We start from the raw sequence: 13,828 nt of genomic DNA on the forward strand, positions 1-13,828 counted from the left end.
AACCCTTTTAATTTAAGGAATCCGAATAGCGATCGCACTCAGTTTGAAGTAAAAACTGGAATGCGATCGCTTTTTTTAGGACAATATGTCGGAACTCCTGTGAGGTTAAGCAATGGTTAATCAGACATACACAACTGATGTTTTAGTTGTCGGCGGAGGAACCGGAGGTACTGCTGCGGCTATCCAAGCGGCGCGACGGGGAGCCAAAACTATTCTCGTGAGCGAATTTCCTTGGTTGGGAGGGATGCTAACGTCGGCTGGGGTGTCTGCACCCGATGGCAATGAATTAGAAGCCTTTCAAACGGGTTTATGGGGTGCGTTTTTGCAAGAATTGCGACATCGACAGCCAGGCGGATTAGATAACAGCTGGGTCAGCTTTTTTAGTTACGATCCCCGGATTGGGGCAGAGATTTTTGCAGATTGGGTGCAGGAGTTGCCTAATCTGCAATGGTTTTCTGGGCAAGTGCCAATAGAAGTTTACCAACAAGGTGATTTGATCACTGGCGTCCGCTTTGCTGATTTTACTGTCACAGCCAAGATTATTCTTGATGCCACAGAATTAGGAGATTTATTAGCTTTAGCTGAGATACCTTACCGCTGGGGTTGGGAGTTGCAATCTGAGTGGGGAGAACCCAGCGCACCAGTGACTTTTAGCTCTTTCACCAAAAGATATCCAGTCCAAGCACCCACTTGGGTAGTGGTTATGCAAGACTTTGGTGAAGCCATCGCCCCAGAAATTCCGGCGGCTCCTAACGAAAATCCATCGCTGTTTACAGGTGCTTGGGATGGCTACGGAGCAAAGACATTTTTGAATTATGGACGTTTGCCTGGTGGGCGATTCATGATTAACTGGCCAATCTGTGGCAATGACTACGGTGAAGGAGTAGAGCGTCTGATAGATTCAGAACAAAGCAGAAGAGAATTCCTCCAAGAATCTCGCTGGCACAGCCAAAATTTTGCTCGTTTTATCCAAAATCAGCTTGGACGTCGCTATGGTTTAGCAGAGCAACTGTTTCCTTCTCCTTCTAGCGCTTTTGCGCTGCATCCCTACTACCGAGAAAGCCGCCGCTTAGTTGGACTAACTACTGTTCGAGAACAGGATATCTTGCCAGTAGCAGGAGGTAGTGTTGCATCTATATTTCATGATGCGATCGCCAAAGACGTTGGCGTTGGAGAAGCCTCTGGTAGAGAAGCGATCGCTTTTGGAAACTATGCCAATGACCATCACTATCCTGGCGTTCAGTTCCCACTACAACCTAAATCTCTCCGCTGGGGAGGACGTTGGACTGGAACTCCCTTCACAATTCCTTACAGTTGCTTAATTCCAGCCGCAACAGATGGTTTCTTGGTCTGTGAAAAGAATATTTCTGTTTCCCATATTGCCAATGGGGCCACTAGATTACAACCTGTGGTTATGGGTATTGGTCAAGCAGCGGGTATGGCAGCGGCGATGTGCGTTGAGTTAAACTGTCAACCAAGAGATTTAGCTGTTAGGGTGCTACAAGCCGCTTTATTACAGGATCATCGTGCAAAAGCGGCAATTTTTCCTTTGTTTAATCTTCCACCCAATCATTCGGATTGGCTGCACTGGCAACTGTATTACTTAGATAACCCACAAGCCTATCCAGCAAGTGGTAATTGCCCATCGTGGGATAAATCTTATGACTCTGCTTTTGACAAGATTTTAATACGAGAAAGTCACTGCTTCCAAGGTATTTTACACCACTTAGATCAGCAAAACTACAGATTTACTATCACCACACCAGCTGAAAATCAAGGGCAAACTTGGCAGCTTGTGACTTTGCGATCGCATATTAATGAGCAATTGCAAATTTGTCCCCACGATCAATTAATCACAGTATGGGGTCGTCAAAATCACGTCGGTAATTGGTTATTAGTCGAACATCTAGATAGAGTACAAAAGTAGTTTATTTTCAGTAAAGAACAATACTTTTTTGCAAATTGTCCGGATATTCATCAAAAAGCTAAGTATCAGTGAATTGGAGAGTTCCAAAATAGACATCTGCTATGCGTGCTGCCATTTCACTTTTAGTATCGAGTCTGGCGTTCGGCCCCTTAGCTTCTAACTGCCAAGCAATGGTCAATCAATTATCCGATCAATTGCTTTCTACGCCTGATTCACAACAGTTGCTCTCGGCGAATAAAAATAACCCAAAAATTCCGTCTCATCGGGGTAGTGGACGCAGAGAGCTAACAGAAAATTTCGCAAATATCTATCCTATTGTTTAAGTAATTTCGGGTCATGCCTCTTATCGCAAGGGAATCAAAATACAAGAAAACAGAGTATGTGATGCTTAACATCGTTGACACTACCTCTGTAGCAGAAATACAACAGTTGACACAGAAAAAACAAAGAGCGATCGCCAAGTCTTTCAACTGTAAACTCTGTATCTATAATTAGCACGAACCCTTGCAATCAAAACGCCCACAAAATTGACTGTCTTCATCAAACGCATCACCAACTTCTCAAAAGTCAGACAAATATTGCTCGTATTTCGGGTAAGCTCTGCGTTTCACTCTTCAACCAACTTAGAAATAGATGTGACTTAGGGTATCAGTTAATCTAAAGTACATCTAATTTGCATATTTCGCTCGTTAGAAAACAAGCTTAAAGCAACCTCATCTTACTTCCAAACAGATTTTCTCATGCGTCAAGTAGCTGCTTATTTGTATCAGGAAATAAATTTTCGTGGCAACTATTCAGCATCTTTAACCGAAGCATGAAACTCCTGTCGCCTCATTTGAGCTTGTCTAGAGCATGAATCCGCAAAATTAGTATAGCTTTGTTGCACTTACCAGCAAATACTACTCTTCTTGCTTGACCTACTTTTGCATCCTAGTTAATTTTCTTCACAGCTAGCTCTTGACGAAATAACTATTAAGAAGGATCTACTAGATCATCTTAGTCATTTTATCCCCTAAGACCAGATGCGAAATTTTGCATTTGGTCTTTTTGGGTAAATTTGGGTTTTTTAACAGCAAAGTCAGCTAGATTGACTGAAAGTACTAGAAACTGTCTAGCTTGCCAACCCGCCGCAGTTTTGCGCCATTTCAAACTGGTTTATGAGCAATGAAATACTTGCTCGCAAAGTGGACTTGTATCTCAACATTCTCAAAGCCTGCTTTCTCTAAGCGTGCTACCAAGTCATCAGTAGCGTAATGCTTGTAGTAAGGTTCATGGAAAGTTTCGGGGAAAGAGTCCATCAAAGCCACCATTTCAGGTGAATCACCCAACTGAATTGAGTCACAGATAATAAAGACTCCTCCTGGTTTTGTCACCCGAAAGGATTGCTCAATCACTGTTTGGCGCACCGCCGCTGGTAACTCATGGAAGAGGAAAACAGAAGTTACAGCGTGAAAATAGTCATCTAGGTAGGGCAACTCTTCGGCATTTGCTTGTACAAGTTGCGGTAATTCTTCTGGGATTTGAGACAGTAATTCATTTGCTTTACGCAAATAAGCTGGTGACAAATCTGTACCAAATAAAGACGCTTGAGGTAGCATTGCCCGCATTAACTTCAGAGTACGACCAGTTCCACAAGCAACATCTAAAATACGGACTTGCCGTGGTGGAACAGATTCAAAGGCTTTCAACCCTTGCTTGAGAGGGGCAAGAATGCGCCGCCGCATCGCATCAGCTGTGCCACCAAAGAGGAGTTCTACTTGCAAGTCATATAAATTAGCTGATAGGTCACTCAAGTAGCCATTGCTTTGATGATGGAAGTTCTGCACGTAGTAGCTAGGATAACCATGCGTCTCAATTTCTGGCGCAAAGTCTTGATATTTATTTTGTTTAACTCGTTCCCAAATTTGCGGTAAATCTAGCCACACTAGCAGATAGTAGCGGAAAAAGTCTTCCCAAGGGTTATCAAATAGCAAACTCTCTGGATATACACCTTTTTGAGCATCTTGCCAGTCTGCTTCTAGCAGCTGATTCAATCTTTGTTGAAGTTTGAGTAAAATCTCGTTTGGGATAGGTTTGATATTCTGCCCAAGTGTGGGATAGGCTAGGTTTCTTAACTGTGAACTGAACGTTTTGTGAGCTAAACTGAAGTAATTTTTGCCCTGTTGAAGAGTTTGATAAGTCAGTTTAGTAAAAGTGTCAGACATAGAAATAGCTTGAGTTTTGAGTACTTATATTTATTCTATGTAAACAATTGTAACGAATAAATTATCTACTGTTGGAAAGGTACATACCCCAAAGCAAGACCCAACTAAAGCAAGATGTGAGTCAGCATAGCTAGGTTGAAAGAGATTTTTCCCCTAAACGCGAGAAAAAATCCCCACTTTTTCCGATAAATATAAAATTTTGTTACAAAAATAGATTCCGTAGCGTATGATACAGAATTTTTGCTATACTAATTAACAAGAGGACAAAAATAATAATACATTCATTACAGTAATCGGGAGGACTATGGTTATGTCTATCGCAGAAAAATCTCGTGCATTAATGGTGCGTCAACATCAGCAAGTCAAGAATCGTCAACAATCAATGTTGATGCGTGCTGCACAAGAACTTGGTCTACACGAAGAACTAGGCCACTACTGGAACCCCACTCAAGGAAAGATAGATCCCACCACTCGCTTGATTTATGGGCGCAGCAACGCCACCATGAGCTAGGTGTTTTGAGTGAGAGTCTAACCTGATAACTCTGCAAAAAAAGCCACCCTAGAGGGTGGCTAAACTTATGTTCTTAGATTTAGATATGGCTGTTAATTAAGCATCGTAATAGAGGTTAAACTCATAAGGATGAGGACGCAGTTGCAACTGCTTAACTTCGTTGGCCAGCTTGTAGTCAATCCAATTTTCAATGAAGTCTTCCGTAAACACGCCGGATTCTGTCAAGAAAGCGTGATCATTTTCCAATGCTTCTAATGCCAGTTCTAAAGAACCTGGAGTTGAAGGAACTTTCGCCAGTTCATCTGGTGAGAGTTCATAGATATTTTTGTCTAAGGGTTCACCGGGGTGGATTTTGTTCTTAATGCCATCGAGACCAGCACAAAGCATGGCAGCAAATGCTAAGTAGGGGTTAGAAGTAGCATCTGGACAGCGGAACTCTAACCGTTTGGCTTTGGGGTTAGTGCCAGACAGAGGAATCCGAACAGAAGCAGAACGGTTTCCTTTGGAGTAAGCCAAGTTCACTGGAGCTTCATAACCAGGGACTAGGCGCTTGTAAGAGTTGGTGCTGGGGTTGGTAATTGCCAGCAGCGCTGGTGCGTGTTTGAGAATGCCGCCAATGTAGTACAACGCCATGTCACTCAAATCAGCATACTTATCACCTGCAAACAGAGGTTTGCCATCTTTCCAGATTGACTGGTGACAGTGCATACCAGAACCGTTATCACCAAAAATCGGTTTTGGCATAAAGGTTACGGTTTTGCCATATTTCTTAGCAACGTTTTTGATTACATATTTGTAAATCATCAACCAGTCGGCAGCTTCAATCAACTTACCAAAGCGGAAACCCAGTTCGCACTGGCCACCAGTCGCAACTTCATGGTGATGCTTTTCAATGGGTACGCCGCATTTTGCCATTGTTAACAGCATTTCTGTACGGATATCTTGGAAAGAATCCGTTGGTGCTACTGGGAAGTAACCTTCTTTGAAGCGTGGTTTGTAAGCTAGGTTGGGGCTTTCTTCTGTACCGAGTTTACCAGAGTTCCAAGCACCTTCTACAGAGTCTAAGAAGTAGTAGCCTTCGTTGGCGGTTTGTGCAAACCGTGCACTATCAAAGATAAAGAACTCAGCTTCAGGGCCAAAGAAAGCTGTGTCACCAATACCAGTTGAGACTAAATAATCTACTGCTTTTTGGGCAATAACGCGTGGGCAACGATTATACCATTCCCCCGTACGGGGTTCCTTGATGCTACAAGTTATACTTAGTGTTGGCACATTCATGAATGGATCGATCCAGGCGGTATTCGGATCTAGTACCATCGTCATGTCCGATTCGTTGATCGCTTTCCAACCCCGAATACTGGAACCGTCGAAAGGTACACCATCATTAAATGAACTCTCATCGATTTGGTCATAGTACACTGTGAGGTGCTGCCAAGTCCCTACTGTATCAATGAATTTTAGATCAATGAGTTCAATTTTCTGGTCTTGGATCAACTTTAATACTTCTTGTGAGGTTGTCATTGTTACTCCTTCTGTAGCCAATTACTTAAAGTAAAACTAGAATCTTCAAAGCATCCTAACTCTGTTGAGCTGAACCAAGTTGTGACACACCTGGAATATCCTCCTGAAATATCCTAGATATAGGAGATTGCAGGATTTTGTAGCTTTTGTTACAGATTATCTGGTTTACAGGTTAGATTAACCTTTCCTAACTGTCTGCACAAAACTGTAAAGTTCATCTCAATAGGGGTCAACTTTGGCATAGAATCCTTAAGTAGCGGATGGATTGTTTTTGTGCCGAATCTATATTTAAATAGCACAAATTTTTGTTGGTGCATAAAAGCAGCCAAATAAATATCAAACCATAGATAGCAATGATTGGGAGAAAAAAGAATGCGTGATGCAGTAACAAGCTTAATTAAGAATTATGACGTAACCGGACGGTATTTTGACCGGAATGCGATCGACACCCTTAAATCTTATTTTGATAGTGGTACAGCACGAGTACAAGCGGCGGCGGCGATCAATTCTAATGCAGCGGGACTTGTCAAGCAGGCTGGCTTGAAGTTGTTTGAAGAGTTGCCAGAATTGATTCGCCCTGGTGGAAATGCGTACACGACTCGTCGTTATGCGGCTTGTCTGCGAGATATGGACTATTACCTCCGCTATGCTACCTATGCGCTGGTTGCTGGTAACACAAATGTGTTGGATGAGCGAGTGCTACAAGGATTACGGGAAACTTACAATTCTTTAGGAGTACCTATTGGGCCGACGGTTCGTGGTATCCAGATTATGAAGGATCTAGTTAAGGAACAAGTAGCAACAGCAGGTGTGGCGAATGCTGCTTTTGTAGATGAGCCGTTTGACCACATAACTCGTGAGTTGAGCGAGCAGGATATTTAGTTACTCAAGAATAAGCATAAAATATGGCGATCGCACTTTTGTCTGTGTTGGGAAAGAGCGATCGCTTTTTTATCCAAGTTTTCGCCACCAAAGGGCAACATAAAGCCGCTATAAAATAATTTTGCTTTTTAAAGTGCTGTTAGTTAGCGTAGCCCGTGCTGAGTAATAATACATTGAGTGGCGATCGCTCCGAATCGCTTATTTACTCATTAGACTAGTCACAATTTCTCAATTTTTACAAGACCGCCTTCGATTACCTCTACTGTTAATCTGTAATCTTCCATCAGTGACATGCCGACAAGTGGATCTGATTCAGCTTCATCAATCGGAATGGTTAGTAATTGCTCATCCCAGACAACAATAGCTTCATAGACATCAAACACACATTCGCTACCATCTCCTAGAATTGCTCGTCCTCGTCTTTTCCAGGGTAGTTTTAATGCAGCAATGAAATCGGGCGGTAGGGATAACCAACCGTTAAAACCTGTATCAACAATAGCGGTTTGCTCATGTACTTTAGCATTAGCACCGTAAATACCCAGAAGAATAATTGGCTCGTAGTCAGCATTCACACTTCCAACAATCATTTTGCTTTGTGGATACGACTAGATCCGAACCGACGGACATAGCGAGAACCAACACGCACAAACCAGATTTGTGCATCTGGGTAGCGAGTCTCAAGACGCCTTGAGGCATTGATTTCATCAGTGTCTATTTCCCAGTCACCTGTCTCGATGTCGATTGCAACAATCTTGCCATAATTACCTGCTTCGACTTGTGGGCGCACTTGAGAGTCGTAGATTTCATCACCGCGACGAGCAAATTCCTCTTTACTGTAACGAGGTTGCCGTAATGGCATAATAACTCCTCCGTAGCCTTAGACCACTGATTAAGAAAGAAAAACTCTTTTAGTGTTTATTGTAAACTGGATAGTTGAATTAGATTCGCTAATCTTGCGATCGCCTATAAATTTCAGCAATTTTCAAGTCAAGTTATACTAATTCGTAATTAAGACATATTTTAAAAAGACTTAATACAGTCTGTCTTTAATACATGCTTTCCTAATTTGGTGTTAATTGGCTAAACAACGACTCGACACACTATTAGTAGAACTTAATTTATGTTCTTCTCGCGCCTTGGCACAGAGGTTAATTCAGGCGGGGGAAGTTACTGTTAATAACCAGGTAATTGATAAGTCTGGTACAGAAGTTGATGTTTCGGCTCAAATAAAAGTTAAAGAGCGATCGCCTTTTGTTTCTAGAGGCGGTGAAAAACTCCTCAAAGCTTTGACGGTGTTTGCTATTCCCGTAGCAGGACGCATTTGTTTAGATGGTGGTATTTCTACGGGTGGCTTTACCGATTGTCTACTACAAGCTGGAGCAAAACAAGTTTATGGTATTGATGTCGGTTATGGACAAGTTGACTGGCGGTTGCGAAATGATTCGCGGGTAATTTTGCGCGAACGCACCAACTTGCGACAACTAAAACCAGATGAGTTGTATATGGAAGATGACCCGATTCCTGATTTTGCGGTGGTGGATGTATCTTTTATTTCCTTAACCAAGATTTTGCCTGCTTTGTGGCAGCTAACTCAAGCTAACCGGGAAGCTGTGTTGTTAGTCAAGCCACAGTTTGAAGTCGGGAAATCCCGTGTAGGTAAAAAAGGCGTTGTGCGTGATCCTAACGACCAAGCTGATGCCATTTTTCAGGTTTTACAGGCGGCTCAAGAATTAGGATGGAAATACAAAGGCTTAACTTGGTCGCCGATTACTGGCCCTGCTGGGAATATAGAATATCTCTTATGGTTGGGAATAAATAGTGAGACACCACCGCCTGATTTAGCGGCAATTAAGCAAATAACCCAATCAGCAACAGTTGATTTACGGAAGAATTAAACGTCGTAGATTAGGCATTCTACTGCTTCGGGATGGCGATCGCAGTAGTTTTCCAAAGATGTTTTTTTGTGTTTTACTTGCTGTTGATGAGATTTCTCTGCTTGCAATTCTTCTACAATGTCCCAGGCTACAGCACAATTAGCAGAATCACTACCACCTTGTTCACAGGTTGCACGAGCTTCAGTAATAGCTTCGAGAATAGCTTGCTCAATAGTTGCAGTTTCAGCAGCTTGGTTTCCGTTTAGGCTTGTTGTCATGATCCTTTCACCTTGTTTACTGAGATAGATGTTAACTAGTAGAGCTTCTAATGACTGTACTAAGCTCATATTTCTAGTTTAGATAGGCTTAACAAAAAATGCTGTGGTAAACACCGTCATTTTTTATCAAATTTGAGTGGGAATTACCCTCTTGTCATCGTTGATTCAAAAAGATGTGAAAACAACGTTGGTCATTTTTTCAATTCTGCATCTAAAACTGAGAATGTAAATCAATTGTCATAGGAGCTTGATAGAAGTTGATAAACTCTGATAAACGATAACAATTAACAAAACAATTTTTAGTTATTCTCAATACTTGATTCCTAATTCCTGTCGCAGACGATACAGAATTGTATTTTGATCAACTTGAGAAAGAATTTCTTGAATGACGCTGCTAGCGCCCAATTGTCCCCAAGTGCAGCCTTTTTCGAGATATACTTGGGCGGCTTTGCCAACGGAGTATGCACCATAACCAGCGATACCAGCTTGAGCGATCGCACTACCAGCATAAGCAGTAATATTGGTGGGATTATCACCACTAGCAATTGCAGCTGTACTCTTGCCCAAACCTAATAAGAAACTACTGCCTAATTCTCCTAGTAGCAAACCACCAGAACTAAGTAAAATCGTTTTTAAAATTTTACTTGCTTCATAGCTAGTCATTGGTAAACCATACAATCTGGCTAAAGAGCGAATTAAAGCCAAATCAGCAAATGTTCCACCGAGAATATCTAAGAAAGCAATGGGATTTAGCGCCACTGCTAAAGCTTTGTATTTAGTAAATTGCCAGATAATTTCTTCCGCTTCTTGTTCGCGTAAGTCGATAGTTTTTTGAGCGATCGCCTCTTCTGCATCCCGTGCTTGGATAAGTGCGTTTAAAGCTAGAAGCGATCGCCCTTCCCGATTCAGAATATTCAAAATTGTTTCTTTAAGTTCGTCTACTTGGGTTGGTGGTGTTTCCCATTCATAACTAACACGACCATCTGGCCATTCAACCCGTACTTCCATTGGTGCTGGTTCAGCCGCCACCATCACAATTTCATCAGGTAATAGTGGCTTGGCTTGGCTATGTCCTGCACCTAATTGTTGCAAGTTTTTGTAAATTGCTGCCCGGTCTATATCTGGGTATAAATCAATTTTGTTAAACACCAAAATCAAGGGTTTTTGTGACTGGCGCAATTCTAGCAGTGCTTGATACTCAGTGCGGGTAATGTCACCAGAAACGACAAATAAAATCAAATCTGCCTGACGTACAACTTCCCGCGCCATTTGCGCCCGTGACTCGCCCTCGATTTCATCTAATCCGGGAGTATCAATTAACTCCACCAGTACCTTACCACCTGGCTGCCATCGCACGGAACGAGGCCATTGGGTGACACCATTTAGAGGGCCAGTTTGCAGAATCTTGTCTCCCAGTAAGGCATTCAATACTGCTGACTTCCCACGACTCACCAAACCAAAGGCGGCAATTCTAATCACGTTAGAGTCAAGCTTGTTGAGTGTGGAGTTCAAAGCTTCCAATTCAGGTTTCACCAAACCTGCTAATTCGGGGCTTGATGAAAGTTGTCCTGACTTGCGAAGATATCCATACCAAGATAGCGCTTGTCTGAGACTGGCGCGGGCACGGTTTAAATGGGTTTCTTGCAGATTACGCACGAAGTTAGGTTGATTCAAAGTTGGATAAACAACAAGCTACATATCCATTTTGAACTAATTCTAAACTTGATTAAACTCAGATCTTCCACTCCTTACAACAACCGCCGAGGAATTAATTCCTTGGCTAATAGCAAAAGTCATCTAAAGACGACTGGCGAAGGATTTTAGTCCACTAGCGTTGAGTTTGGCTATGAGCGCAGAAATTTATTTCCGGGCGCGAACGTGGGTTAAAACTCTTTAATTTTTTATTAGTTCGCGTAGTAGCGAATTCTATTAACTCAATACTTTTCAAACTAATATCGATTTAAAACATGGGATTATGTTGATCATCCCAACACTTGCGATCGCGCCAATTTCTACCACTATATTGACATTCGGATGCATTATCTATCCAAGGAATTGATGTAGAGTAATGCGAGGATTTTATAGAAGTGAATAAGCTGGCAGTCAATAAAGAAAATATTGAAGACAAGGTGATTAATGTACAAATTGGTAAAGTTATTAAATATCCAATAAGTAGCACAGTGTTACTGTGATTCAAAAAATCTTTGTTTAGTTTATTCCGACTATTCTTTGAGCTAGGTTTGAAATTAAAAAAAAACATAGTAGATGATCTGCCCGATGAATGCCAGTTTCTATTAGCCCGAATTTCCACGTATAAACATTATTGGGGCTGTATACTTCTGGTGTCAAAGGTGCAAGTAACGACTTTTTGAAACTTTTACTTTCTACAGGCTAAAAAACGTTTTTAATGAAAATATGTTGAAGGTACTCGCGATCGCTCTTACGTAATTTCTGGTAAATTCAATCTCTAGTCTGCTCTCGCTGATACTGCAAAAACTATTTGTATAGTTCTGGATTGTTACATGTCTGAGTCCACGAATCATGGTCGGCTTCTAAGTAAACTGCGTATTTAACTTGGATGTACCCACTACCCACGTTAAAAGGATAATTGGTAAGGTTAAAGGGTAAAAGATAAAACATCTTTTCCCTTTACCCCGCCAAGTTCCCTTGGCAAACTGCTAGTTATTACCACCAAACCCGGTTTCCATTCTCGTCAACTCGTGCTTCCCTAATTACATCAGAAATTTCTTCGGCATCTTTAACATGGTGAAGCGCCTTTTTTTCACCATCGGGTTCATCTACAACAAAGTAAGTTGGCACTGTAATATGATCGCCTGTAATGTCTGGTGAATCAACAGCTACCTGCTTAGCCTTTTCTTCTATTGATTGAGGCTCATCTGCGATCACATCTCCCGGATTCGCAGTTAAATTTCTTTCCTTCACGTTAGGTTCTGGCCGGGAATGAGTATCTTCACTGACTGGTTGATTAATTTGATTTTCTTGATTATTATCAGTCATGGCTTTTTCAATTAATAAATCTGCTCTCTACTAAATGGCATTTTAAAAAATAAAAGGTATTAATAGTTCTTTCTCTGGAGAGAGTTTGAGAATATATCTATAAGTTACATATCTTAGGTTAGATATTAAATAACATATTTATAAATAGTCTCCTACTTTAGAGATAAATAATAGTCAATAAATCAAAATTAACGAACAAATATCTTGACAAAAATCAATTTGATCAGAATTAAACTATAGGCTATCTGTAGTTCCAAATTCACTATAACTGTATTTTTGCAAGAAGTATAATAGACCTCTTGCATAAATGCTTAAAATGCCACGTTGAGCGGAGCGAAACATCTTGTGAGATTTTTTCCTGCGGAACTAAGGTGTAGCTTGCTTGTCTAGTAGGGGTACACTACACGTTCCGTACCTGCGGGAACCAAGGTGAACAGAATGATATTCTTAATTTTTTGATTTTTGCAAGAGGTCTAATGGACAGTCAATAAAAAAAGAATTTAGGCTTTCATCTCGCCAACATTGCTGCTTGATTTACTTCTTTGGCTGAAAGGGTGTATATTTACCCCCTAATGCTTCTACGATAGTGCGGGTATTTGCTTCCATCATTTTGATGTAAGAATCACCATCACTACCCTTAGCCCCAATTGAGTCAGAGAAAAGTTGATGTGGCGCTAATTTCACGTTTGCTTCTTGAGCAACGGTTTTAATTAAAGCTGGGTTGATTGTGGTTTCGGCAAAAATTGCGGGAATGCCAATCTTTTTAATTGACTCTACCAAGCGTTGGACTGTTTGAGCACTGGGTTGTTCTTCGGTACTAATGCCAATTAAAGTCCCTGCGATCGCTATCCCATAAGCACGTCCATAATATTGAAATGCATCATGAGTTGTTACAAGTTTGCGTTTAGGAGCGGGAATAGTTTGAATCTGTTGATTAATCCAACTATGCAACTGCTTTAATTCGTTAGTAAGTTGCAATGCATTCTGCGTAAATTGCTCTTGATCTTCAGGTGATAACTTAATCAAAGCATCCCGCGTCGCATTCACCATTGCGATCGCATTTTCTGCACTACCCCAAACGTGCGGATCTGGCACAACTTCGCCTTTGCCTTTATCTAACTCCAAAGGTTTGACAACTTCCCCCACAGCTAACTGACGCGCTTTACCACCAGAGGCTTTCATTAACTTAATCAGTCCCGGTTCTAGGTTATAACCGTTATACAAAATCAAGTCAGCTTCTTCTAAAACCCTACTATCTGCTGGCACTGGTTCATAAACATGCGGATCAGTTCCCGGTTTGAGAATTCCAGATAGTTGAATTTCGTCTCCTGCAACCTCTTGTGTCAAATCAGCAATAATGGTGCTTGTTGCAACTACTCGTGGCTTTCTATCTCCCTTGGCAGTGTCGGGATTAGAGTTGTTTTGGGTACAACTGAATAAAGCTAAAGGCAAGAGCATTCCCAAGCAAAGTCTAAAAATTAGGGGAAAAAAAGCCTTTCCCTTGATCCTGCTAACTGGTGTTTTGCCGTGAGGATTAGATCTGTCTATCTTAAGTATTAGTTTCATTTATTTGGAACATTACCTCTATTTATAGATTTTTTCATATTTCTCTC

General features: G+C 41.4%; 13 protein-coding genes. 5 read left to right on the top strand and 8 right to left on the bottom strand.

Going from position 1 to position 13,828, the window contains the following annotated elements; all coding sequences use genetic code 11:
• The first annotated feature begins 112 nt into the window (after positions 1–112).
• Positions 113–1,927 carry an FAD-dependent oxidoreductase gene (locus HCR01_RS06810; RefSeq protein WP_193195477.1) on the top strand — a complete coding sequence of 605 codons (1,815 nt, stop codon included), beginning with the start codon at positions 113–115 and terminating at the stop codon, positions 1,925–1,927.
• Between the two features lie 101 nt (positions 1,928–2,028).
• Positions 2,029–2,250 (top strand): heterocyst-inhibiting protein PatX, encoded by a 222-nt coding sequence (gene patX / locus HCR01_RS06815; protein WP_193195478.1) that lies wholly within the window; start codon positions 2,029–2,031, stop codon positions 2,248–2,250.
• A gap of 822 nt (positions 2,251–3,072) precedes the next feature.
• Here the strand turns inward: patX and HCR01_RS06820 are convergent.
• Positions 3,073–4,131, bottom strand: a complete 1,059-nt coding sequence (locus HCR01_RS06820) for a class I SAM-dependent methyltransferase (protein ID WP_193195479.1) — start codon at positions 4,129–4,131, stop codon at positions 3,073–3,075.
• Between the two features lie 310 nt (positions 4,132–4,441).
• Between HCR01_RS06820 and HCR01_RS06825 the strand changes: the two genes are divergently transcribed.
• Positions 4,442–4,642 (top strand): hypothetical protein, encoded by a 201-nt coding sequence (locus HCR01_RS06825; RefSeq protein ID WP_162395989.1) that lies wholly within the window; start codon positions 4,442–4,444, stop codon positions 4,640–4,642.
• Positions 4,643–4,738: 96 nt separating this feature from the next.
• Here the strand turns inward: HCR01_RS06825 and glnA are convergent, their stop codons facing one another.
• Complete coding sequence (gene glnA, locus HCR01_RS06830) at positions 4,739–6,163, bottom strand: type I glutamate--ammonia ligase (RefSeq protein ID WP_193195480.1); 1,425 nt, start codon at positions 6,161–6,163, stop codon at positions 4,739–4,741.
• A gap of 372 nt (positions 6,164–6,535) precedes the next feature.
• Here glnA and apcB point away from each other — a divergent pair, with 372 nt between their 5' ends.
• The gene (gene apcB / locus HCR01_RS06835) at positions 6,536–7,045 is read left to right on the top strand and encodes an allophycocyanin subunit beta (RefSeq protein WP_162395987.1); all 510 of its coding nucleotides are present in this window, start codon (positions 6,536–6,538) and stop codon (positions 7,043–7,045) included.
• 218 nt (positions 7,046–7,263) lie between these two features.
• Here apcB and HCR01_RS06840 read toward each other — a convergent pair whose 3' ends face one another.
• Positions 7,264–7,632 carry a clan AA aspartic protease gene (locus HCR01_RS06840; RefSeq protein ID WP_193195481.1) on the bottom strand — a complete coding sequence of 123 codons (369 nt, stop codon included), beginning with the start codon at positions 7,630–7,632 and terminating at the stop codon, positions 7,264–7,266.
• The gene (locus HCR01_RS06845) at positions 7,629–7,904 is read right to left on the bottom strand and encodes a hypothetical protein (protein ID WP_193195482.1); all 276 of its coding nucleotides are present in this window, start codon (positions 7,902–7,904) and stop codon (positions 7,629–7,631) included. The genes HCR01_RS06840 and HCR01_RS06845 overlap by 4 nt, the downstream gene beginning before the upstream one ends.
• Before the next feature lie 217 nt (positions 7,905–8,121).
• On the opposite strand from HCR01_RS06845, the gene HCR01_RS06850 reads away from it, so the two are divergent.
• Positions 8,122–8,940, top strand: a complete 819-nt coding sequence (locus HCR01_RS06850; protein ID WP_193195483.1) for a TlyA family RNA methyltransferase — start codon at positions 8,122–8,124, stop codon at positions 8,938–8,940.
• Here the strand turns inward: HCR01_RS06850 and HCR01_RS06855 are convergent.
• The 4 genes from HCR01_RS06855 to HCR01_RS06870 form a co-directional block, all read right to left on the bottom strand.
• Entirely contained in the window at positions 8,937–9,197 is a 261-nt protein-coding gene (locus HCR01_RS06855) for a Calvin cycle protein CP12 (RefSeq protein WP_193195484.1), read from the bottom strand. The genes HCR01_RS06850 and HCR01_RS06855 overlap by 4 nt on opposite strands.
• 309 nt (positions 9,198–9,506) lie before the next feature.
• Positions 9,507–10,853 (bottom strand): GTP-binding protein, encoded by a 1,347-nt coding sequence (locus tag HCR01_RS06860; protein ID WP_193195605.1) that lies wholly within the window; start codon positions 10,851–10,853, stop codon positions 9,507–9,509.
• A gap of 1,029 nt (positions 10,854–11,882) precedes the next feature.
• Complete coding sequence (locus HCR01_RS06865) at positions 11,883–12,215, bottom strand: hypothetical protein (protein ID WP_193195485.1); 333 nt, start codon at positions 12,213–12,215, stop codon at positions 11,883–11,885.
• A 534-nt stretch (positions 12,216–12,749) separates the two neighbouring features.
• Positions 12,750–13,781 (bottom strand): metal ABC transporter substrate-binding protein, encoded by a 1,032-nt coding sequence (locus HCR01_RS06870; RefSeq protein WP_193195486.1) that lies wholly within the window; start codon positions 13,779–13,781, stop codon positions 12,750–12,752.
• Positions 13,782–13,828: the final 47 nt, after the last annotated feature.

Origin of the sequence: Nostoc sp. MG11 (assembly GCF_014904695.1) — a bacterium.
Classification (GTDB): Bacteria; Cyanobacteriota; Cyanobacteriia; order Cyanobacteriales; family Nostocaceae; genus Komarekiella.